The sequence below is a fragment of the Bradyrhizobium sp. URHC0002 genome (assembly GCF_054059515.1).
The window spans coordinates 3764383-3787737 of record NZ_JBSSCF010000001.1; the positions used below are offsets into that span (position 1 = coordinate 3764383).

15 protein-coding genes and 5 pseudogenes are annotated in these 23355 nt (G+C 58.3%); 7 read left to right on the plus strand and 13 right to left on the minus strand.

Features of this window, described 5'->3' with window-relative positions:
* The first annotated feature begins 187 nt into the window (after positions 1–187).
* Both ACVWVY_RS18295 and ACVWVY_RS18300 read left to right on the plus strand, forming a co-directional pair.
* Positions 188–661 carry a hypothetical protein gene (locus ACVWVY_RS18295; protein WP_456627678.1) on the plus strand — a complete coding sequence of 158 codons (474 nt, stop codon included), beginning with the start codon at positions 188–190 and terminating at the stop codon, positions 659–661.
* Positions 662–829: 168 nt separating this feature from the next.
* Positions 830–1264, plus strand: a complete 435-nt coding sequence (locus ACVWVY_RS18300) for a hypothetical protein (RefSeq protein ID WP_456627679.1) — start codon at positions 830–832, stop codon at positions 1262–1264.
* 897 nt (positions 1265–2161) lie between these two features.
* Here the strand turns inward: ACVWVY_RS18300 and ACVWVY_RS18305 are convergent.
* From ACVWVY_RS18305 to ACVWVY_RS18315, 3 genes and pseudogenes are all read right to left on the minus strand, one after another.
* Positions 2162–2794 carry a Phasin protein gene (locus tag ACVWVY_RS18305; RefSeq protein ID WP_456627680.1) on the minus strand — a complete coding sequence of 211 codons (633 nt, stop codon included), beginning with the start codon at positions 2792–2794 and terminating at the stop codon, positions 2162–2164.
* A gap of 1421 nt (positions 2795–4215) precedes the next feature.
* Positions 4216–4586: pseudogene (locus ACVWVY_RS18310) on the minus strand (Hsp20 family protein); the annotation flags it as partial.
* Positions 4587–4602: 16 nt separating this feature from the next.
* Positions 4603–4785: pseudogene (locus ACVWVY_RS18315) on the minus strand (alpha/beta fold hydrolase); the annotation flags it as partial.
* Between the two features lie 425 nt (positions 4786–5210).
* Between ACVWVY_RS18315 and phaP the strand changes: the two are divergent.
* The gene (gene phaP / locus ACVWVY_RS18320) at positions 5211–5849 is read left to right on the plus strand and encodes a TIGR01841 family phasin (RefSeq protein WP_456627681.1); all 639 of its coding nucleotides are present in this window, start codon (positions 5211–5213) and stop codon (positions 5847–5849) included.
* Between the two features lie 194 nt (positions 5850–6043).
* On the opposite strand, the gene ACVWVY_RS18325 is transcribed toward phaP, so the two are convergent.
* The 8 genes and pseudogenes from ACVWVY_RS18325 to ACVWVY_RS18360 all read right to left on the minus strand — a co-directional run bounded on the left by ACVWVY_RS18325 (position 6044) and on the right by ACVWVY_RS18360 (position 16219).
* Positions 6044–6235, minus strand: a complete 192-nt coding sequence (locus ACVWVY_RS18325) for a hypothetical protein (RefSeq protein WP_456627682.1) — start codon at positions 6233–6235, stop codon at positions 6044–6046.
* Positions 6236–6442: 207 nt separating this feature from the next.
* Entirely contained in the window at positions 6443–6904 is a 462-nt protein-coding gene (locus ACVWVY_RS18330; RefSeq protein WP_456627683.1) for a phasin family protein, read from the minus strand.
* A gap of 406 nt (positions 6905–7310) precedes the next feature.
* Positions 7311–9287, minus strand: coding sequence for a glycosyltransferase family 2 protein (locus tag ACVWVY_RS18335; RefSeq protein WP_456627684.1), 1977 nt, complete (start codon positions 9285–9287; stop codon positions 7311–7313).
* A complete protein-coding gene (locus tag ACVWVY_RS18340; protein ID WP_456627685.1) occupies positions 9287–10513 on the minus strand; it encodes a hypothetical protein in 1227 nt (408 codons plus the stop codon). Before ACVWVY_RS18340 ends, ACVWVY_RS18335 begins: the two co-directional genes overlap by 1 nt.
* Entirely contained in the window at positions 10510–11970 is a 1461-nt protein-coding gene (locus tag ACVWVY_RS18345; RefSeq protein WP_456627686.1) for an HlyD family secretion protein, read from the minus strand. The genes ACVWVY_RS18340 and ACVWVY_RS18345 overlap by 4 nt, the downstream gene beginning before the upstream one ends.
* A 1593-nt stretch (positions 11971–13563) precedes the next feature.
* A protein-coding gene (locus tag ACVWVY_RS18350) for an IS3 family transposase (RefSeq protein ID WP_456627687.1) occupies positions 13564–14696 on the minus strand; the annotation gives its coding sequence in 2 pieces (ribosomal slippage) (positions 13564–14441 and positions 14441–14696; 1134 coding nt in all).
* Positions 14697–15477: 781 nt separating this feature from the next.
* A pseudogene (locus ACVWVY_RS18355) lies at positions 15478–15850 on the minus strand (ATP dependent DNA ligase); the annotation flags it as partial.
* A 177-nt stretch (positions 15851–16027) separates the two neighbouring features.
* The gene (locus tag ACVWVY_RS18360) at positions 16028–16219 is read right to left on the minus strand and encodes a CsbD family protein (RefSeq protein WP_456627688.1); all 192 of its coding nucleotides are present in this window, start codon (positions 16217–16219) and stop codon (positions 16028–16030) included.
* Between the two features lie 1013 nt (positions 16220–17232).
* Here ACVWVY_RS18360 and ACVWVY_RS18365 point away from each other — a divergent pair.
* The 4 genes and pseudogenes from ACVWVY_RS18365 (at position 17233) to ACVWVY_RS18380 (ending at position 20058) form a co-directional block, all read left to right on the plus strand.
* Positions 17233–17463 (plus strand): hypothetical protein, encoded by a 231-nt coding sequence (locus tag ACVWVY_RS18365; protein ID WP_456627689.1) that lies wholly within the window; start codon positions 17233–17235, stop codon positions 17461–17463.
* Between the two features lie 113 nt (positions 17464–17576).
* Positions 17577–18188, plus strand: a complete 612-nt coding sequence (locus tag ACVWVY_RS18370; protein ID WP_456627690.1) for an HAD family hydrolase — start codon at positions 17577–17579, stop codon at positions 18186–18188.
* 75 nt (positions 18189–18263) lie between these two features.
* Positions 18264–19904, plus strand: a pseudogene (locus tag ACVWVY_RS18375) (NAD(P)H-hydrate dehydratase).
* 10 nt (positions 19905–19914) lie between these two features.
* Positions 19915–20058, plus strand: a complete 144-nt coding sequence (locus tag ACVWVY_RS18380; protein WP_456627691.1) for a hypothetical protein — start codon at positions 19915–19917, stop codon at positions 20056–20058.
* Between the two features lie 483 nt (positions 20059–20541).
* On the opposite strand, the pseudogene ACVWVY_RS18385 reads toward ACVWVY_RS18380, so the two are convergent.
* Positions 20542–20802 (minus strand): annotated as a pseudogene (locus ACVWVY_RS18385) (DUF3551 domain-containing protein); the annotation flags it as partial.
* Positions 20803–21105: 303 nt separating this feature from the next.
* Positions 21106–22275, minus strand: coding sequence for a sensor histidine kinase (locus ACVWVY_RS18390; RefSeq protein WP_456627692.1), 1170 nt, complete (start codon positions 22273–22275; stop codon positions 21106–21108).
* Positions 22276–23355: the final 1080 nt, after the last annotated feature.

Here is a 23355-nt window from a genome sequence, read left to right on the forward strand (position 1 = left end):
GGTACCGCGTGATTGTTGCCCGGCGACGGCCCGGCCGCCCGCGTTATCCAGCCCATTATGTCAGAAATGCGACGGTTCCAATGTCGCTGCACCATGCATGTCGGCCGACATAAACGGTGGACAACGAGAATATTTTGCTTGACCTTTGGGGCTTCGTTAGCCCTGCAACAGTTTGGAGCATTGCTAAATGAGTTTTACAGAAGAACTTCTCGCCAGTTCCCCTCTATCGAAAACCGACGACATTGAACGCGAAATTGGCGATTTAATTCAAATCAGCCATCCCGCACTACCTTCGATCCACATCGTTCCCAACGACGACCATCCGCTTCCGAAAGGCCCGATGCCCGACTACGTCGAGCACAAGGAAGGCGTTAATCAGGTCGGCAGACTTTCCGCCGAAGTTGTCGTTCGCGAATATGATGCGGCCGTAAAGGAGATCGAAGCGCTGGGTGCCGAACTGACAGAGGCTGCCTGGAAGTGCGAGGCCACAGTTGCCGGCGTTCATGCCACGGTGAACGAGATCAAGAAATTGGCGGCGAACTATCGCGAGGAAGGCAAACGCTATTTCTTGCAGATCGAGGAATGCTCGCTGATGACATCCGAAGTTCGCAGAGTCTGCGAAACTCTTAAGAAAAGAATCGCTGCAACCATCGCCGCCTGATTGTTAGACTTTCGAGGACCCCGACCAAGCTCGCAGTCACGCAGCGGCTGGGCCGTGCCGCCGTCTCGCTGACTAACAAATGTTAATGCTGGCGGCATGACCCGCCTGTAGCGAAACAAAGGCTTCCCGAATTTCATCATGTTAGATTTCCAAGCGGTGGGTTTCATCATGATAAGCAATGCAGAACGGCAGGCGCGCTCGCCCACCGTGCGGGACGCGGGGATCGAGACAGTGCGTGCCGCAACCACCAAGGCCGAGCTGGCACTGGCACGCGCCGAGAACGACCTGTTGCGCCTGCGCGTACTCGACCTACAGACGGAGCTTGCTCGCCGGGAGAGTGCCGCGAGGTCTACCGAGACCAAGGCGATCAGCGAAATTGCCTGCCTCAAGGAGAACAACAAGGAGCTGCAATCCCGACTTCGTCAAATGTGGGACTGGTACAACAACGAGATCACAAGCGTGGGCGGCCTGACCTTCAAGGCAAGCAGTCTGATCGCGAAGGCCCTGCATCCCGACGCCACGCCAAGCGAGGAGGTCAGGCTGGAAGCGTTCAAGGCGTTCTCGGCGTGGAAGGGCGACAGGGACGCGGCGCGACGGCGCTAGTTCGACCCGCCCCGGACGAAACTTTCCTCCCACCCGCGTTGACGGGTCCATCTGTACCCGAGGCGGCAAGGCCTTCCTCTGCGAAAGTTTTCAGCAATCGTTGCCTGACTTCGTTTTGGCACCCTGGGCTTCCCGGGCAGCGGTGGGTTGGCCCTGCATCTGGCGCTGCGCATCTTGGCTGGATGCTGCCGTGCTGCCGGCAGCTTGATTCATCGTCGCTGTGGGCGGATGTTCGCCACTGCGCGAGCTAGCGCTGGCGGTGCCCGTGGTCGCTTGAGCCGTGTTGCCAGGGGTCGGGCCCGACCCCGCGTCATTGCCTGCAGTCGTGTTGCACGGCCCCGCCAGCGAAATTACTGTGCTAAGCAGTAAAGCTGCGCAGCTTGTGAAGAGAACCTTCATGGCATGCTCCATCCGTTGAGATGATGGCTGACAAACCACGGCGGGGAGGGGAGGTTCCTAACTTTCCATTTCGGAAATGGAAGCGGGCTGCCCTGACGTGCCCATCCATACTCGCGATGTCAACATCGGCACCGCAGAATGCGCGGCCTGCCTGGGGTTTGCGTCGGAGGGCTGGCGCTGCGGCGTTTCAGGATCGCGACGTGGCGCCCGTGCCGAGGGCACTGCTGCAGACTTCGACTTTGGCTACCAATTCCGTTACCCGGCAACTATATGTCGGCAGCGTCGTAGCCTGCGCGCTCCTTTAGAGCAGTCTTTGCAGCGTCCGAAAGGCGTGCAATGGCGGACGCGAACAATTCCGGTTCGACGGAGAAGTTCTTTGGCGTTTGCGAGCGAGATCAATTTGGAATGTCGCTCCCTCGCCGTGACCCGCGCTCGCCAGCCGACGCGTGCGTGATCCGCATTGCGTCCATCCGTTTTCCGCAGCGGTACGGCTTAAAGTCATCGTTCCGGCAGAGATGTGAGCTCTCGGGACAAGTCGATTCCCCAGAACGGATATGCAGACATTTCTTTTGCATGCTTCCCGAACATGTCGATCCGCCGGCTTGTAAATTCTGCAATGAGGGCGAAAAAATCGAATGGTGACCTGATCGTCGCAAGCCTCTGGCTGAATTCAAAAGCAAATTTCATGTTGGCTTGGGCCACCTCCAGAAGCGTCGCTTGATAAGACTGCATGCTCACTGTGGCTAACGAAAAATCAAACACTTTCTTTGGATTGTTATCCCTCGTCATCTGACTGCCGCCATCGGGTAAGGCAGCCGCTTCTAAGGCGGCCGCTTTTAAGGCAGCCACCCGATTCTCAACGATGAGATCCTTTTGTTCCGTAACGATAGGAGCCTTTTGTTTTGAATCGTCATGAAGCTCAACAGGCGATTCAATCGGGCTTGCGGCAACAGAGCGCAGTAGGCTGTCTTTCGCGCTTCTAACAATAGCTTGCTTGTTCCGCTGGGCCCGCGCGGCTATTTTTGGGCTGCGGGCACGCTTTGCGGGTTTATGTTTGCTCATCTGACGCTCCAAAGGGAATGTGGGATCGACTACAACGGTCATTTCTGAGAAGACAACAAGCCTTGCCATGTAGCGTTCCAAACGCGGGATTATAGGCCGCTCATGAGGTCGTTAGTGATTTTAGGTAGTAACGCCAACTAACGAACGTTGAGCTAAATCAATAATGGGATCGAGTGGACGCAAGACCAGGCGGCGGGATACTAGGAACAATTCCCGCCGATTTTCCGGCGATGGTTTAACGCGGTTTGTCGCACGGGAGGCTACGAATCAACTTAGAAGGGGCGTCGTCTGGACCCCGGGTCTCGGGCGGATTCGTCGCAGGCGGGGGGCGCCACACCATCTCGGGACTTTCTTTTTCTCCACGCCGCGCTGAGCTTCGACTCGATCCATCGCAACGCGTTAGCGAGGGGTGTTTGCAAGATGGGCAGGTCCTGCGCGATGAACAGGAGACCAAGAGGCAGCATCCAAAGGCCCAGGATGGGCAAAAAACTGAAGACGCCTCCTAGAACGAACAGAAGCGCAACAAGGAGACGGATCCAAAATGAGGATGGCTTGCGCAGCCATCGAATGAACCTCGCTACCTTCATCGGCACCCGCCGATGAATCATCTCAAAGTACCTGTCCAACTCCGCTCTTGCCGATTTCATCCGTACTCCCGTAAGGCTTCGCGCTTAATACGCTGATGTATTCCTCCCACGAGCAGATCTTCGTAGGGCCGACACGGCAAACGTTCCACCTGTCGACGGTGCCCATCGAGAGGCCTTTACTGTACCTGCGCCAGTTCAATGGCAGCGGCGCGTTGCCCTTACCGCATTGCGCGAGCTACCCAGGCCCCACGCATCTCTTGGTGTCCACCACTCAAGTTCGACGCTATGGCCGCACTGAAAAGAAGAAGCGAGAGGCCTAAGACGAACGCTAATGAAGTTTCTCGCAAAGTGTTTTAAGAGATCAGCGTTCCAATCACCGTCTCAACGGGAGGTTCCTATCGACTGCTAAACAGAGAACGAGGCGCGCCAAAATGGTGGTTCGAATTTGCAAGTTAGGCCAATCCGGTCACTGACCTCGGAAAGAGGCCAAAACGAACCGTCCCGGCGCTTCACTGCAAATTGGGGCCCGGAGTGTCGTCTTTCTTCGGAGGTTGCAAACCCGAGGAGTTAAGCCACTCGTCCATATGGGCAGCTGCCTCGGCTCGTCGCGCCTTTCTTAAGGTCGCGTATCCGGGTTATCGCCGGTTCAATTAGCAGCTGCAACATTTCCCAGGATCATCTGGATTTCGTGCACGCGCTTTCCCGAGTGCGCCCGCAATGATGACGACGGGCATCTTCAAATCCGCGGCAGAGTAGGTTTCGTCAAGTTGCCGGAAACGGCCACATGATCCAGCAGACAGCAACAGACCAGGTGATGTCGGCCATACGCGAGGTTGCAGCTGTGCCGACGGAGTTCAGCACCGCGGCGGAATGATTCCTACTCCGTGGCATTCATCGCATTACAACGAGCGTCGCTTTCAGGACGTGGCAAGCCCTGTCGAAGGTCGCGCCCTTCACCTGCACATAGTCCGCTAGGCTGAATTGCCGTTTGTACTGCTGGGTCGAGATACCCTTCTTGTAGAGGAACTCGCGTTCGGCCTTTTCGGTCTCGGTGCCTTCGATGGTGACGACGTTCTGCTCGGCGTTAATCGAAACCTCGTCAGGCAGAAGCCGGCAATTGCCAAGGAGATCTGGTACCGGTCATCAGCCAGACGTTCAATGTTGTACGGGGGATAGGCGCCCTCGGTGGCCCGCTGAGCCATTTCGGCGAGGTCGAACAGACGATCGAAACCGATGGTCGATCGGAACAGCGGCGACAAATCATAAGTGCGCATAGCCAAATCCTCCAAAGAGCGCCACCAGACCATCGGCATAGCCTTGAAGCGTCGAGTACTTGGCCTTGTCGTAGGCCGATAGGTCGGACCCACCGGCGCCAACATGATCGAATAGCGCAACCTTGTAGTTGCTCTCAAATTCCGGCGCTACGAAACGCCACAAATTCCGGTCGCAGCCGAAGCCGTGAGCGAACACCATAGTCCAGTCACCCCACCCACTTACGTGGGCGTTGTTTCTTGCCACTACATCGGGCGCCTCGTATCGGGGCAAAATTGTCACCGGTCGCGAGTAAAAAGCTTGAGAGCTGGTGTCGCGAAAACAAAACGCGGTATCAAGATTCCCGCCGCGGGCATCAATCAGAGCCTACGTGCGGCATGAAGTAAGATGCTGGACCAATACCTGACATCTGGCCTCGAAATAGTGGTTCAGCAGCGAGCGTTTGCTGAGCCTCAGCCAGCCGAGAGCGAACAGTCAGTTTGCGGCATAACCGGAACATGTAGCTCCGCCGTTCCAAACGAAATCGGCGGAATAGACTGGCGGGCTTAGGAACGGTCTCACCCAGATCGCGTTCTCGCCAAGGAGATGCGGCAAGTCATCTACCAATCAGAAGAGGAGAAACAAGGATGGCAAATCCCCGCCAGGAGGACAAGTCCACGCAAGGCATGGAAGACGCAGCCCGCCGCGCCGGCGAGAGTGCTGCTGAGCAGACCACCCGTATCGGACAAGCTGCAGCTGACCAGACGGCGCGTGTCGGGCAAGCTGCTGCTGAACCCGGGGAGGAAGTGGCTCGAGCAAGTGCGAACCTGCTTAAGCAAAGCGTCGAGACGTTGCAGAACGCATGGCGTTTCGGCCTGGAAGCGGCGACCTCGGCCATGGGACGGTCTACCGAGCAATTTGGTCGTACGCTCGGCGTGTCAGGAGAAGGGGTGCAACAGGCAACGAAGGCAACGGAACGGTCGGCGCGCAACGCGCAAACGCTGCTTTACACCGGTACCGCTGCTGCCAGAATGGTGGATGGAATGTCTCAAGAATACTTCCAGATGGTTCGGCATCAAGTCGAGAAGAACATGGACCACATGAATGAGTTGTGGTCCTGCCGAACTCCTCAGGACTTTGCAGCCGTACAAAGTGACATGGTGCGAGACACCGTGGAAACCGCCCTGCAGAGCAGCCGTCGGATAGCCGACATGTCGCTCAAAATGGCCGACGACGCCGGAAAGCAGATCAAACAAAGTATGGAAGAGAACCGACGCAGCGCCTAACCCGTGCGGACAGGTTGGACTTTGAGCAGGAGCGGCTGCTGTCAGCCGCTCTTGCCGTGCTGGGGGGCGAGGTTTTGATCCAAGCCAACGCATAGATCCACATCGGTCGTATGATAAAGGGCGCGTGCCGCACAGCGCGCCGTCCTCGCATCATCTCGCTTGATCTGTGCGACGCTTATGTCGGGAATCCTGCGCTACGGCGCGATCCGGATGCCCGGCTCGTCGACCCAGGCTTCCCGCGCGAACCACGCGTGATCGGTGCGGCAGATCGGACAACGGGTGCGCGAGAAAAACACTGCGCCGCGCCCAAAGCTCTCGCGATCAGTTTTGATGCCGGTGGAAATCGCGTGTCCGGTTTCCGGACATTTGACCATAACCATACCCATGTCGCCCTCCTTTGCGATTGGTCGTCACTGTATTTGCAGAAAAGCACCGGCCGGTTGGAGTGCGCCTTATGTCGGTGCGGCTACTTGGGGGCATCGCGCACCTTGTTTGACCGAGCATGGGGGCAGTGGGGCTTTATGCTCAGGGCCTATCCAACCAGCCGGATCCCTCCTTAAACGATCCTTGGACGTGAATTGAGCGCCATTCTTCTAGCCGGCTTGGTGGAGAACCTTGGTGAAGCGTTTCCTGATCGGCTCACCCGTTTCGCTCGCAAGCTTTTGAGTAAGCGCCCACAATTCCCTGTTCTGGCCGGCAGCGGTGTCGAACGCCTTGCGCGTTTGCCTCGTGGACAAGGTAAAAACATCGCTCGCTGACTTGCTGCCGCAGAGATCGATCAAGAAATCGAGCGCAGAAGCGCCATTGGCATTTGAGAATTCAAACACCTTCAGCCCGTAGTCGGTCGCGCTTCTGGCGTTGTTTGAATAGGTCTCGCGCAGCGCTTCCGTCATCTCCTCCGACGCGGCCTTCATCTTCTCGAAGCCTTCCCGTGCGCGGGCAAGGACCTGCTCGTTGCCGCCAATGCCAGGCAAAGCGATCTTCGGGAAGCCCAACAGTGGCATCCCGAAAACATTGGTTCCGTTCGTTGTCACTTTCATTTCGCTTTCACTCACGCAGCATTCCCTTTCCCAAGCGAAAGCATTCTCCACGACGCTCGCTTGCGTCACGAGAGCTCACGCTCTGTGTTCGATCAGATTTTGGATGAGCCTTGATTTAGCCCCGACCCGATACGACTTTGTGCTAAGAGAAGCCGGACTGTCGGTTCGCTTTGCGACTTTCGCTCAAAATCTTTTTGAGACTGTCAACACAAACGAAGGTATGTCTGCGAAGCGCTGTGTATAACTCGGATATCCCAAAGGGGGAGTTGCATCCTCAGCGATCCATGTCGTAGCCGGCGGTGGCCGCGGTCATAGCCATATCCCCCGGGCCTTGCCGCTCTCGTCTGGCGCACAGCGGACGTTCGGTCATCAGACGCCGGTGTCGGCTTAGTGCCATCATGACTATCACCAGGACCTTGCGTTACACGCCCGTAAATCCGCGGCGTAGCAACCCGGCCAGCGCGCCGCGAAAGCTGGCGACGCCAGCGATGTTGCCGTGGGACGCGCTGAAGAGCCGCACCACCAGACGCTGATATTGTTCGGCACTCGGCTCAAGGCGCGCCAGCACCGTGTGCCGGGATCGCGAGACCATGGAAATGTCGGTCCACCCCAGCCCCTCCAGGTGAATCTTGTAGCGCCAGCCGGCAAGCTCGAGCGCATCGCCTGCCGCACCCGAGAACCGCACGGAGGTCGGCGATATTGCGAGCAGGCGGCACGACAGGATTTTTCCTTCGCCTGAAAGCCAGACAGGCTCGTCGGTTTCGAACATGTCGCCGGGGCGAGGTAATTCGAAGCATACGAGAAACGCGATGAAGGCGATCAGCATCGCGATGCCGGCCCACAGCAGGTTGAAAAAATCGAGCGAGGAGATCTCGCTGGCGGCGTAGGGCGAGACGAACGCCCATATGATGCTTGCGGCAGAACTTGCGACGATCAGCCCAAAGATGGCGGCGAGCTTCCGGTGGACGCGCGGCGCCGATCGGTCGCCGCCTTTGTCGGTAATTTTAAAGGGCCGGCCGAAGGGCTTGACGATGGCGCTCAGCAGCGTCGAGGTCACCGCAAAGCAGGTGACGGCGTGGGTGGCCTCCATGAACAAGGGCAGCGTCCGCGCGCGCGATATCCAGCCCATGTAGATAATCTGCCCGAGCAGCGCCGGCACGCCATAGCGTAGGAAGGAATGATAATCGGCTTCGAATGCGGGCAGCCCGCCGAACCAATAAATGGTCGGCGCGATCAATAGCAGCACCATGAAGGGTTTGGAGAGCCAGTTCAGCACGCCGTGCAAATAGTGCCAGCGCTGGGTGAAGCTGAAGCCGCGGCCGCGCAGCGGGCCGTTACGCAGCAGGGCGACCTGTATGGTGCCGAGACACCAGCGCGCGCGCTGGGTGATGTATTCCGGGATGCCTTCGGCTGAAAGTCCGAAACTGAGTGGCTCGTTCAGCCAGGACGTGCGATAGCCGTGCGCCAGCATGGTGTAGGTAAGGTTGATATCCTCCGAGATTGCCTGGTCGGGAAAGCCGCCGATCTCGTCGAGCCGGTCACGGCGAACGACAAAGGAGGTGCCGACGCAGAACGCGCAGCCCCACGCATCCTTGGCCGGTTGAAAAATGTCGAAGAAGAAGCGTTGATCGTCGACCCAGCTCTTCTCGGCCAGCAGATTATGCTGGATCGGATCGGCGTTGTAGTAAAACTGCGGGGTCTGCACGATCGCAACCTCCGGATCGGACAGCAACAGGCCAACTGTGCGTTTCAAAAAGTCCCGCCGTGGCGCGAAATCCGCATCGAGCACCAGAATGACGGGCGCGTTGGTCGCGCGGGCGGTCGCGGTCAACCCGCTATTGAGGTTGCCTGCCTTGGCGCCCATGTTGTTCGGCCGCGTCAGATGACGCGCGCCAACCCGCTCGCAATATTCCCGCAGCCAGTCGCGCCTCGTGTCATCGAGCACCCAGACTGTCGCATTGGCGTAATCCAGCGCCAGTGCGCTCAGGATCGACCGCTCGAGGACTTCGAGCGGTTCGTCATAGGTGCAGATGAAGATGTCGACGGCAGGATAGCGATTTTCCGCAGACAAAAGCTGTTGTGCCGCGTCAGCCTGCGCGGTGCGGTCGATACTGCGGAACAGGATGACGATCGAGATCAGCGTGTACAGGATTGCGAGCAACTCGAACGCAATGAAAAGCCGCGGCCAAAGACTTTGCGCCGACAGTTCAAACGGCGGCAATGTATCGTTCCATCGCCACAATACGTAAAGGACCAGAAAGGCTGCCGTCGTCGCCCCGAACAGGATACGGTCTCTGGCACGCAGCGGATCCAGCAATCGCGCCATGACCAGAAGCCCGAGGAGGATTCCGATGTCGATGGTCAGGATCGACAAATCATCGGTGGCGGTCGGGAACATCAGCGTATCCTTTTCCCGGTGAACGGATTCCAGCCTGTTTCGGCCAGCACGGCCCACGCGGTCGCGCCGAGATGCGGGCGGCGGTAATAGAAAAAGTCGGGATCGCCGCCCCCGGTCGGGTCGATCGATAGTCCCGTTGTCAGTCGCGCCGGCCGTGAGGCATTGAGCAGGCCAGATGGCGTCTGGTCCGCATTTAGGTTTGCCAGCAGCCGACCGCTCTCGTTTGGGTTGCCGCTGATCCGGTAGGCCAGTGCCGCCTGCGCCGTGCCCTCGATCCAGAGGCCGTCGCGGTCGCCGTTGAAATCGAAACCGCCATCGACCCCGAGTTGAGCTTTCGCGAAGCCGAGCGCGGTCTTCCAGGCCTCGGGCGATTCAGGAAGGGCCATCCAGGGCCAAAGCTGAGCGTCGAGCGCGAGCAGACCCTCGTCCGCAAGGTTTCCGTCGGGCTTCGTGCCAAGCAGGAAATGATCCCCGCGAAAGGCGCGATCGAGCAGCCGCCTGGCCTGCCCTGCCGCGCCGTCGTATTTCCGTTCGCCAGTCAAGCGAAACAGCCAGCGCGCGGCCGCGTGAACATCGGCGTTGTGCTCGGTCGACATCCAGGTGAGCCTGACCTGCTTCGGATCGTAGCCGTGAAAGCCGCCGTAAAAGCCATCTGGGGAAGCGGTCGCGTCGATGACCCAATCGATCAGGCGTCTCGCGTCGGCAAGATACTGAGGATCCTGAGTCGCCTGATGAAGCGTAAGCAGCGCCAATGCGGCCCAGGCAACGTTGCCGGTCGAGGTGCCGTCCTGCGCCGAATCCTCCGCCCAGATCTTGGCATGTCCATCCCACCAGCCTGGTAGATCGGGAGCACCCTGGCTCACCGCACCGGCACGATAGGCATTGCGCACACGGCCGTCATCAAAGCTTCGGTCCTTGCGGACAGCGCGGCTCAGCGCGTTGCCGATCGGTCTTGCATCCGACACATTGCCGCAGGCAATCAGTGCAATGGCGGCGAGCGCATTGTCGTAGACGAACGCTGTCGTGGCGAGGCCCGCGGGAAGGGTCGCTTCATCCGTGCCGGGTTCATAACTCCGAATGAAAACTGCATCGGCTCCGCTCGTGTGTGGCGCGACCGTCTTGTTCAACCCGGCGCAGAAAGTGCCTGCGATTTGCGCCTTTTGGCCTGCGGCCGCCGGCAAGCCCAGGACTGCCGCGCACAGCACCATCGCGATGGCAGGCCTCATCGCGATACGAGGGTCGGAGTTCTGGGCAACCAGCCTTCGTCGGCCTTTAGTTCCTGCGGCCCCGCAGCGCGGAAAGCATCATGCAGACGGGCGATGCCGGCTCGGCGGGTATCGGCATCCAACGACAAATTCTGCGCGGTGGCGGTGTTGCCCGCGTCGTCCCCGATCCATGAAGCAACGAAATGGCCGAGCCGGCGCCAGGTGACTGACATCGAGGGGACCACACCATTGTCGCGCGTCACCGTTACCCACTGGCCGACCGGACAAGCGGATGGGTCTGCAGTTCCCGTTTGCTGCGTTGGTGCGCCATCTTCGCTCGCGCCATCCGGCGTGATGATGGCGTATAGTTCGCGCCGTTCGGTTTGCGGGAACGGAACGGCAAAGCGCTCATCGACCTTGTCGCTGGTCTTCGGCAGCACCGTGCTGACAATGCCAGACCGCAACGAACTCCCGTCGATGCGAACACGGGTGCCGGGCATCATGCTCTGGCCCTGCCGATAGGAGAAGATGGCAACAACAAAGCGCTTGTCGCAGTCGATGATGGAGCTGATGGTATCACCGGCGCTCACATGCCGGCCCATCGCGGCGCCGACGGTCAACACCTTGCCCTGGCCGCGCGAAAGGACATCGGCGGATGCTAAACTCGCGAGCCTTTGTTGTTCGGCATCGATCAGTTGTTCCAGGTCGGCAAGCACGGCCGATTGCTGCTTTTCCTCGATTTTCATCCGCCCGGCGTCCAGATCGATGTCCCTACGCTTCTGAGCCAAATTATTGAGCGCAACCAGTTCGTCCCCGACATAGATTCCCCTGCTCAGGGCATTGAGCTGTGCCATCTTTTGATTCAGCTTGGCGACCTCTGCGTCCGCACCATGCATGGCCGCAGCATATTGTTGGGTCGTCGGCCTGAGCATCTCGATACTCGCGGCATTGCGTGTCACCATATTATTCTGCCGGTCCACCAAAGCCTTCTTTTCACCGCTCATGGCGTTGGATTGAGCAACGCGGGCGCGAAGCTCCTCGATTTGTGACTGGAACTGAGTCTCGAGCTGATTGGTCTGGTTAGCGAGCTCGTCATCGAGCGCCGAAACATAAGTGATGTCTGATTCGTGCTTCGCGCGCGTTGCATCGAGCTTTTGGCGCGCGTCGGACGCCTTTTCCTGCAACGAGATGAGCGTCCCGCGATCAAGCCTTGGATTCCTGATCTGCGCCAGCGTGTCGCCATCGCGGACGTCTCGGCCGGGAAGTACTGTCAACAAGCCGATTTCGCCGCTGATCGGCGCAGTCAGCAGTGTAACAGGGGCGTTAACGACGGCGCGATCGGATTGATCAGCGACGAGCGGCGGCGCTACCGCTGTCAGCATCAAGACAGACAGCAGTCCTGCGACGACTAGGGCAGATACTCTCAATATTGCAGGATGTTTCCGGACAGCGGCGCCAGTTTCGGATCGGTCGATCATGAGTTCTCTTTCCGTTGGAGGTGCAACCAAAAGCGCTTCTCTGGTGATTGGTTGCTAGTTTTTCCCGTCGCCGGTTGTGGCACTGCAACAAAGCAGGGCGCATTTAGTTCAAGTCCCAGAAGAAAATGAGGGTGGAACCGACTCCATGCAATCGGGGCCACGTTCGTAACGAACGTCTTGTCGGGAAAGAGCGGAGGCGCGAGGGTCCGTTGAACAGTAGGTTACCGACCTGCATCGCAGGTGCCCCGACCCCGCCCGACTTTGTCCTGATCCAGGTTAGACTCAGGACTGCTTCTGGCGGCACTTAAAGGACTTGGAGCCAGCGCTCGGTTAGGCTGCCGTTGCGGGGGCGGACGTCGGCAGACCTTGCTCCCACCTTGCAACCATTTGAGGCCTAGACCACCTGGAGCCTCGAATGGCACGCCCACGCCAACGTGTTTGTTTGCAAGACGGTCTGAAGCTGTCTCAAAGGCGCGCTCGAAAGGATTTGTTCGCCACGGTGGCGTGGGCGTTCGAGAAATCACCTGGACGCATTCTTACTGGAGCGAACTACGGCCCGTCGGGCGTTCCTGAGTAAAGGGGCCCCCGCCGCAATTTGGAGAGACGACCGGGGCAAACAGGGTATGGATTGAGAGCAGCTGCTGTGACCCAAACTGAAGTCGCTGGCAATGGTTGCCGGAAGGGTGAAGCGTGGTGGGGTGCAGTGAGACAGGACGAGATTTTGAGCAATGTGTAAGGTTCCTACGCAAATGGAACTGGATGATCAACGAAAGGAACAACGATGGAAGTTGAGTTGCGCAAGGTGGTACTGCAGACAGCGCCCAGCGCCGCGACGGTCACCTTACCAGAGCAATACGGTATGGCTGCCGCCTCATGGCGATAGTTAACCATCGTCGTCGGCGTCGAGCAGCACATCCGACTACGGCAAACCCGATCAGCGGCATCGCCTAGGTTCAGGGACAGGCTCCGCTAAGACTATCACGATGCCGACGCACTTTAGATGGTGGCGGTGGTTTCCCATGCGCTCATCGGACCACTTATCGATGCGATCAGTTAGGTTGCCGACCACCTAGCACGAACGGAGTGCTTTGAAAGTGCCGGTAGAGGTATCGAACGTTGTGTAGATCGTTGTTGGCCCAAGCAAGCTGGTCGCCTCAGTGTTGAGACCATTGCTGTAGTGGGCGTCGGTTACCGTCGCCTGATATGTAATTTGAATAATTTCCGCCTTCGCTGAACCGAATAGAATGTTTAAAAAGGCGAGCGCGAAAAAAGACGCATAACTCAACCCCCAACAAAGCTCCATTCCGCCTTCCTGCGGCAGTTGCGTCAACGGCGTGGATGGAAAGATGAAGGTTAACTCCGTCGAACCAGATGGAGACCGCCGGCTATTTCGACAGCGGAGGTCGGCGGGATAGGTCTTTGGGAAAGTCGTCCAACAAGCTGAGTGCGATATCGATCTTAATTAGCTCCCCCTCAACCAACTCACGTTGCTGTGCGCTCAGACTTTCTTTTGATTGCTGCTCAAGCTGCACAGAGCTGGTCCCGGTTGTCTGAACAGAATTTCCGCGTCGATAAGTGGAGCCTCTGCCGGGGTTAGGCCGCCGCGCGGAGCGGAGGAAGATCGAAGTAGGCTTGATCCGGGGTGTGGTCGTCAAGGCTCGAATGCGGTCGTCGCCCGTTGTAAAAGTCGAGATATCGACCAATCGAGCTTCGCGCCTCACCAACGGTTTCGTAGGCTCGCAGATAGACCTCCTCGTATTTGACGCTTTTCCACAGTCTCTCAACGAACACGTTGTCGCGCCAAGCCCCTTTGCCATCCATGCTGATGGCGATGCCGTTGTCGGCGAGGACGCCGGTGAAGGCCGCACCGGTGAACTGCGAGCCTTGGTCGGTGTTGAAGATTTCCGGCCTGCCGTGACGCGCGAGAGCATCCTCCAGCGTCTCGACGCAGAAGGCCGCCTCCATCGTGATCGACAACCGCCACGACAGGACACGACGGGTCGCCCAATCGAGCACGACAGCGAGGTAAACGAAACCGCGCTCCATGGGGATATAGGTGATGTCCATCGCCCAGACCTGGTTCGGCCGCGTGATCGCCATGCCGCGCAGCAGATACGGATGGATCTTGTGGCCGGGCTCGGGCTTCGTGGTGCGCGGACGGCGATAGAGCGCCTCTATCCCCATCCGCCGCATTAGCGTCTTCACATGCCGGCGGCCGATTTTGCACCCCTGCAAAGCCAGCAGGCCTCGCAACATACGCGAACCGGCGAAGGGATACTCCAGGTGCAGCCGATCGAGCTGCCGCATGATCTCGAGGTCGGCTGAAGAAACCGGCCGCGGTAGATAGTAGACGCTGCCGCGGCTGACCTTCAAAATCTCTGCCTGCTTGGTGATCGACAGATCGTGCGCACGGTCGATCATCGCTTTGCGCTCAGCAATCCCGCCTTGGTGAGCGCTCCTTCTAAAAAATCGTTCTCCAGCGTCAGTTCTCCGATCTTGGCATGGAGCGACTTCACATCGATCGCGGGGATGGCCGGCGTCCCGCCCCCTGATCCGAAAATCTCGGACGCGCTGCCCTCAAGCTGCGATTTCCAGGCTGTGATCTGATTGGGGTGAACGTCGAAATGCTCCGCCAACTGGGCGATTGTGCGGTCGCCCTTGACGGCGGCCAGAGCCACCTTCGCCTTGAAGGCCGGTGAGTGGTTCCGGCGGGGTCGTCTGCTCATGGTTTCTCCTGTTCACGGCGATTATCGCCGTTGTCAGGCAGAAACTCCACTTATCGTCTTGTTCAGATTTCCGGGACCGGCTCTCACCTTGCGGGTGCGGAGATTGTCGAGAGTGGTCATGGTTGAGGCCTTCGCGCGCTTTGGGGGAGGGCCGCCTCTCGGGCACGAAGCAGTCCCCTAATCGTGCAGTACACGGGCTGGGACTAGTCGCCATCTGCGCGACCTGCTGTCACGCTAAACCTGTTTGGATCGGCCGCAACGAAACTCGCGTGTTAAGCTTGATGTCCGCGTTGGAGGTTAATTCTGGAACACGGCCGATATGGGATCGTCGTCAATTCGTTCGGCCAGCGCGCTGGCATGGGAACGGCATCGGCTGACCTTTTGCTTGGGGAGAATGCTGGCAAAGATCGAAGACCTTTGCGCCGAGCGAGACGGCTCAAGACGGAGGGGGCGGCCCCACGAAAGGCGTGGGCTTGGCGGCCGGAGCTGTGGATGGCTCGGCCGCTCCAATGGTACGACGAGGAGTGCGGACAACTCGGCGTGGATCGATGCGCTTGCCGGCTGCGGCAGCGGGCCACGCGCGAGGGCCACTGCTATCAGCACGTCCAGGCGATCGCCGTTGCTGTCGTGCGTCGGGCCGGCGAACGGCCTCGTTGACCTTAGCGCGGTCGCGCCGCGCTTCCGGCGGTAGAGACGTGATCGCGTGGTGAATATCGGGGAATGGTCAGCGTACTTTCAAGCGGCTGTCCGCCCACTGCCAAAAGCGATCGAAGGCGTCCTTTCACAGATCCTCCCGCAGGCCCTTATGGAACGGGTGCCGCACCTTTCCCTCTGCGGATTTTGTACGGACTCGATCTCGGCGTTTAGCTCCGGCTCCACCCAGATGCCCTTGTGCGCGATCAGCTTCGTGTAGGGCTGTGTTTTGTGGATCAGCGGCGTCAGTTGCTTGCGCAGCTCGGTGGATGATTGCTTGTCGAACCCGTGGTCGACCTCGCCGACATAGTTATCGCCCTTGCGGCGGCCGACATAGTTGGCGTCCCAGTCGTTGCCGTCGAGCGCAAAGCCAGCGATGGTCACGTCTCGCGCTGAACGCAGGTTTTCTTGACCCAGTCCCGGCCGCGCCCGGAAAGAAAGCGGCTGGCGCGGACCTTGGAGGATCACGGGCGGGGGCACCGGCTCGCGCGTGGCGAAGTTTTGGTTGACAAAGCCGCGGGTATCGCCCCCGGTCGGGGCGATGGTGGTGACAAGCCGGCGAGGCATCGTCGCACCAAAGCGCTTAGTGGCAAAGAAAAAGCCGCCCAGAGGCGGCTAGTTCTTGGTCAGCCCTTTGCTTATTTCTTGATGGCGTCGGCGGCGTTTCGCGCTGCGTCCTTCACGTCGCCCGCGGCGTTATGGGCGGATCCCTTGGCCTTATCAATCTTACCTTCGGTTTCCATGTCTTTGTCACCACTGAGCTTACCGGCACCTTCTTTGATGGCGCCTTTGGCCTTGTCGGCAGCGCCCTTCACATGTTCGCGATCCATGATCGTGTTCCTTTGTGTCTAGGATACGGACCAACGAAAGAGTTGCGCTGTGGTTCCTCGGAGATAACGGTCGCGATCGATCAGTACGCCGAGACCGCGCTAGGCAACCGCGACTACTCTCTCAACAAGCCGCATGGAGCGGGCGGAATACGGTCCCGCCGGTGGCCCCATTAAGCGACCAGCCCCTCTCAGTTTTGGGTCTCTAGCGCACATGTTCTATTTCGAACCGCAACACCACGCGAAGTGCGGGCCCGAGATCATCGCGGGCCTCTATTGCCAGAGTCCGTACTCCTGAGCCGGGCAGAACGTCCTTCGCGATTTCCCCCATCGTGCTACTAGCTTGGGCTTTCTCAGTTCGGTCGCGGCATTCTCGGTCACTATCAGGCGAATGGTTGTAGTGTCTTGCGCGCGACTCATTAAGCGTCGGCATGTGATCGCAGTTCCTTAACGCTTACCAGCGAGTTGGGAGGGGTGTGGGACACCGTGGGATATTGGGCATTCGGGGCGGATGATGGCGGCAGGAACCCACCACAGCCGTGGCTGGTTAAGCCGCGAAGGAGACGGCAATGAGTGATTACAGAGACACGCGGGGCGGCGCCTATGACCCCGTGAATGAATTTGGGAACCCGCAGCCTCCGCAGGTGCGAGACAAGGAAACCCCGCACCAAAAAGCGCAGTGGGGCGCGGACGTGCGGCCCGAACCACTCCCTGGTCCCGAAGAGGGCTATCCGTTGCCGGAGGGTCTGAGGAAAGAGCGCAAAGGACCCCTGAACAAAGACACGGGGCGACGACCGAAGAGGTAGCTAGTGGCAGCGAACGCTCGCATACGTACTACACTTGCTGGTATGAATAACTCCGCATCATTGCTTGAAATATATAGCAGTGAAGCGCACGAAAGAAGCTCAACAAGACGTGGTCGAGCGCGTATATGCGCGCCCTAACCAACAGCGCCACGGTATTTCAACGCCGACGGTCGCATGTGGCAAACAGGTTTGCGAGCCTGGGAGTTGCGGATGTATTTGGTCGAGGCACTAGAGCTGCTGTCTGATGCACGTCAGTATGTGGCTGATGGTGAGAAAAGCCTCGCTCATCAACAGAAGGTCATTGATCGCCTGGACAGGCAGGGGCGCGACAACCTCGACGCGCTCCTCTTCCTCGAGTACCTCGAAGAGATGCAGCACCAGTACGAGGCTCACCGCGACGGTCTAGAGCGGCGGGTCATAACGATTGTCAGGCCGGAATAGGTTTGCGCCACCGGCCCGATGACGAGCGGATCAGACGACGCCCTTACTCGATGCAATCTGGCGAATTTAAGAACTTTATCTGTGGCTGAACGTTGCCTATTCCTGGAGGCGACATGAGGTTTTCTGGTTACATATTCGATGTCGAAGGCACATTGGTTGACAGCGTGCAGCAGAATTTACTCGGCCTGCAGGAGTCTTTGGCGACCTTCGGAATAGGTGCTTCGTACGAAGAGCTGCAGTCGTATTCCGGCCTGGACGGCAATCAAACGCTGCAGCTCGTTGCACCGGACTTGGTGGAGGCTGACCGGAAGAGGGTGTTGGAGGCGCAAGGTAAGCTTTACGAGAGAAAATACCTCACAAGCGTAAAAGCATTTGCCGATGTGCGCGAAGTGTTCCTGGCGCTAACCAAGGAGGGCGGCAGGATCGGCCTCGCACCCGACTGCAAGGGCGCCGCGTTGCGGCATTATCTCTCGCTGCTAGCCTCGGACGATCTGATAGATACTATGGCGTGCGGAGACGATGTAGAACACGGCAAGCCGGATCCGCGGCTCGTGGGGTTGGCACTGAGAAAGCTGGAAGTCCCTGCTGCCCAAGCAGTGGTAATCGGAGATACGCCCTATGACGCGGAAGCTGCGAGCGGCGCCGGGACGGCGTCAGCAGGCTTCCTGACCGGCGGATTCTCAAGAGAAGCCCTTTTGCAGGCCGGCTGTTTAGCCGTGACGTGAGAGATCCGCGACCTGGTTTGGTGGCTAAAGGCCGATCAGCCGCCGTCTTCCGAAGCCGCGGAGTAAGGAGTGCTCGTGCAGCGTTGGCCCTCCAGACTGTGGCTGGTTCGGCACGGGGAGCGTGCAGGGAACGTCGCCCGCGACGCAGCCCACTCCATCGGCAGCGAAGATATCACCATCGAGGCACGCGACGTTGATGTTCCGTTGAGCTCGTTGGGAAACCGCCAAGCAGACGCACTAGGGCGCTGGTTTGCATCAATGTCAAACGTAGAACGGCCGGAAGTCATACTCAGTTCTCCATACCTTCGGGCCCGACGTACGGCAGACGCGGTCCGCGCGGCATTGAATTCGGGCTCGCACGGACCAGCGGAGGGAATAGTCACCGACGAACGATTGCGGGAAAGGGAGTTCGGGGTTCTGGACCGTCTTACGAAGTTCGGCATCGAACAGCGCCATCCCAAACTGGCAGCCGCTCGCCAGTTGATGGGAAAATTTTACTTTAGGCCTCCTGCAGGTGAGAGCTGGTGCGACGTCATCTTACGCCTTCGCAGCGTTCTAGATACGATCAGCTTGCATTATTCCGACAAGCGCGTGCTCATCGTCAGCCACCAGGTAGTTGTCCTTTGTTTTCGATACCTCATCGAACAGTTGGATGAAGCCTCGGTCCTGAGGATCGACGGGGAGGGTGACGTCGCCAATTGCTCGGCAACGGAATACGTGCTGGAGCGAAAGAATGAAGACCACGCCGTCCTCAAACTGCAGCGGTACAACTTCGTGGCACCGCTCGAAGAAGAGGGAGCACCGGTCAACCTCTGCTCCAGATGCGAAGGTGGCAGCTCGATGATTGAAAATTCGCTCAACGATCGATATTTGCACTTTCATCCGCTTCCGAAGCACCAATCAGGGGACAAACATAGCCAAGGCCGAGTTTTAGTAATTGCTGGCCATCTTGATGTACCCGGAGCCGCCCTTCTGGCCGGTCTCGGTGCCTTGAGGGCAGGGGCCGGTGTCCTGCGCATAGCAACATGTAGAACAAACGCGCAATATATAGGCGCCGCAATGCCTGAAGCGATGGTGGTCGGCTGTGCAGAAACCTCCGCCGGTGAAATCGCCGTTCAGGACGCCCAGCGCCTCGTAGATTTGGCCTCAAGCACGGACGCCGTTTTGATCGGACCAGGAATGCTGGACGAGGCATCCGTAGGGGAATTGTGTTCGAAGGTCTTGGAAGAGGTGGATGGGCAGCATTTCATTTTGGATGCAGCAGCTTTACTTCGCTTCGCGATATCGAATTGCCAAGGAGTCAGCAGGGACGGATCGTCTGCACGCCCCATTTCGTGAGAAATGGCAAGGTTTTTGAAGTTGGATCGCGAGGACGTCGAGAAGGATCCGCTGGGCGCTGCACACACCGCTGCCCGCCGTCTTCAGGCAGTGATTGCGATGAAGGGTGCTAGGACTCACGTCGTTTCGCCTCAGGGAGAAGCGCTCCTGAATAATCACGGCACGATCGGACTGGCTACATCCGGTTCAGGAGACACGCTGGCCGGGATTTTGACAGGCCTGGTTGCGAGGGGGGCGGCTCCGTTTCTCGCTACCGCATGGGCCGTATACATGCATGCGGAAGCCGGCCGGCGGTTAGCGGCCCGGGTTGGGCCACTTGGTCTTATTGCCCGTGAGATACCGGGGGAGATCCCCGCGATCATGCGGGAGTTCGATTGAACCATAAACTATGGCCACCGTGGACGACTACGCCCCGGAGCTTGACACCATGTTCTTCTTCTTTTCCAACCGCCTAGGTTGTCTCGGTTCGCTGCTGGTCTCCGCCCTCGTCACCGTCGCGCTGCTGTTCATGTTCGGAATACTGCGCTTTTGACCGTAGACCGCCGCCCTTGAACGACCGCAACTCGGCGGCCGGGTCGGCTTGGTCGCTCCGCGAGCAACCATCGAGCGTTGCGGGCAATAGAGCGAGCAGGATGACGGCTGGCAGTGCCAAGAAAACTTAAAATCTACCAGGCCGTGCAGAGCTTCTTCGATCGGGCAGTAGCGGCGCCATCGATGAAGGCGGTCCTGGAAGCCTGGCCTCAGGAACCTGCCTACAAGTTTGATGTTGAGTCCTTCGTCCAATGAATTCCCGGCACTCGCGTCCCTGCAGTCAAACGCGACCGGCTTCAGGAACAAACCAATGGGTACACCCAAAGAGATAGATGTCACCCAAAGAGATAGATGTTGTCCGGCGGGCTTATTGCCAGCAAGCTGGTCAGCCTTCAGGTTAAAGACGAGGAATTCTACCATCAAGCCAAGAAGGAGTTGCAAGACACGCTGGATGATGAAGATCCGGCCGGAAAAATTAAGAACGCTATCCGAAAGACGTGCCGGCGAACCACGGCACGTACGTTCCGAGGCTTCCAGCCGAACTTGCGCGCGAGGGGTGTCCCGCAGCCTCCCAGTAGTTCAAATAGGTCCGCACTCGCCGCTGCTGCCTTCCATAAGCGGCGCGAGGATTGATGTTGCAGTAGAGCCGACGCCCCGAGACCGCTGCCATGCACTGCGCATAGTTGCGGTATGAACAGTCTCCCGGAACGCCGATGTCCCGACCTTGGAGGCAATAGTGATAGTCGTAAGCCGCGCTGGCGAACTGCCGGCCACGGTGGCGACTGTTGCGGCCGAAAGCGCCAAAAAGCTAGCATGGTATTGCGCATCATCAATCTCCTGCACGAAACAAACGCGACGTTCTCGATACAGGTTAACACGATCGTTCGCGTGGGTCCGATTGGGTGCGCTAAGGCGACGAAGTCGGCTCTGCATGCTTGGATACTAAAGAGGAAGGAGCTCCGGCGCTATGACATTTTCGTAATTGGATTGAAACAGCGGCTTAGAAATAATTCCCGAGCGGGCGGGAGCGCAGCAACTCGCCGACCGATCATGTCATCAATGGAAACGTGAGCGTTGTTGTCGTGCCCTTATTGTTACTTTCCTGATCGATGGTGCCGCCGATCTGTCTAGCAAGAGAGGCAATCAATTTGAGGCCGGACCCGTTTTCGCTAGAGTTCTGCATGCCGCGTCCGTTGTCCGAAACTGTCAGACGGGCCTCACCATAGCCGAAACCTCCTACCAAGCTCACTCCAATCCTGCCGCCATTCGTGCCGAACGCATGCTTGATGCTGTTCATCGCAGTCTCATTCAAAATGAGGCCAACCGGTAACGCCCGGTCAATACCCAACTCGAGTTCGTCGCACTCGACATCGATTTCGACTTCCTCAATCTGCTGTCGGATCGCGCTGCAAAGAGCGCGAATGTAATAAGACAGCCTGACAATCTGGCCCTCTGGTCGAGGAGCAAGCTGATCATGTGCCAGCGAGATCGCGTTGATACGGCTCGCTACGTGATCCAGCGCCCGATGAGCCTCAGCGTCGTGATACCGACGTTTTTGAATAGAGATAGAGGATAAAACGAGCTGAAAGTTGCTCTTGACACGATGTTGCATTTCGCGAAGCAAAATCTCTCCTCTTTGAGCTTCGGCAACGGCAGCCATCAATTGTGCTTGTTCATCCGGCCGTGCATTTTGGCGCAGCACGGTTGCAATCAGAGCGGCAGCGGCGGTGAGAAATTCGGTGGTATCCTCAGTGAAGTCTCTCGGGGTGGTACTGTCCACCTCCAACACTCCCCATGCCGCACCACCGATTAGCACAGGAACGTTGCTCACCGCAACGATACCATGATCTTTCAGGAAATTGGAGCGCACGTATTCCTCTTGATCGCTGAAATGTTTGATGCTGACCGGCTCCGCCGTTTGAAATGCCCGCCCGGGCGATGAACGTAGGCCGATCGGGAACGTAGCGGTGCGGACGACACCTTCCTTCCATCCGACTCCCGCGACTAGGAGGAGATCGGAAGTCTCCGGACGATATTGAAGGACCTTTACGTGGTGGATCTCTACACCCCGGGCGATCTGAAGAACGGTTTGATCCAAAAAGTGATCTAAATCGGCATTCTCACCTGAAAGTCGTCCGATATCGACTAAAATGCGAATGTGACGCCGGAGCTTGTCCAGCACGCTGCCTTCGCTCGTTTGGTTCGAACGGTCCTCCATCAAATTCCAACGTCCTACCCACCGAATGGTGCCTAAGATTTTGTCCTATCGTTTCGTGCGGCGAACGCGTGCAAGCCAGGGCCGAGCAAGGAGCGATATTTCAAACGTAAGGAGCCTCGCGTCCTCATGCCGGCAGAACCCTCGACTACACCTCTGTCAAACGGCAGGGCTTCCATAGTAATAGCTAGACGGTCTAAAAAATAAGAACGTGTGGCCAGTTAAGACTAGGGCGCGACCGCTGACTTTTCATTTCGGCCGCTACCGACTTTCTTGACGGCCTTCCTTTCGCCGATGCTGACTTCCGGATTTTCGTCGCCGAGTACCGTTCTTCGTCATGCATGTCCGCCGGGTACGCGAGCGCGATTCTCACCAAGACAGTTTAGAGGAGGGGGTTGTGAACGATCGTCAGGTTGGAATAAGTCTCCGCCACTGCCCGTTACGAGCTTGATCATCATCAGAGCAGGATCAGGCTTCCACCTCTAACTAAGGTTCGTTCTTCGTGCCGTCATCATCTGTCTCGAGCCCATTGCCCAGGGGCAAGCCGATTGCCAAGCTCGTAAAAGCTCCCGCAAAAGACCTCCTCGACAGGATTAACTCCTATCCCGGCGTCATGCGCCTCGGGAGTATTCCGTAATCGATCACACCAGCGATCGTCGACATAATTGCTGCGTCTCTCAATAGCTCAACTGATGAACGAGCTGACCGGCTTGCCGGCCACGCTTCGAAGCCAAAACAGGGCTTGATGCGAGGTGAGTAGCAAGCCTAACTACCGTATGGGCGAGATCGACGCCCTCATGGCTGCCTGCATCGTCCGTATGACCCATGGCTGGTAGTGTTCGTGGGTTGAGCAGAACTCTTGCTCTCGATCTTAGCCAGCGCACCGAGCTTGACACAGCGCTAGCAACCGAACCCGTCGCAAGCGCGGAAAGTAGTAGTACTGAGAATCTATCCATGCGCGGTGACCCTCATCCCAATAGGGTACGTAACAAGCTCCTTTTTTAATCAATTGTTCTAGTCAAGCTTACCTGCGGCTTCTCAGGAATAACGGATACCCAGGCTTGCGAAATCGTTCTTTCAGGA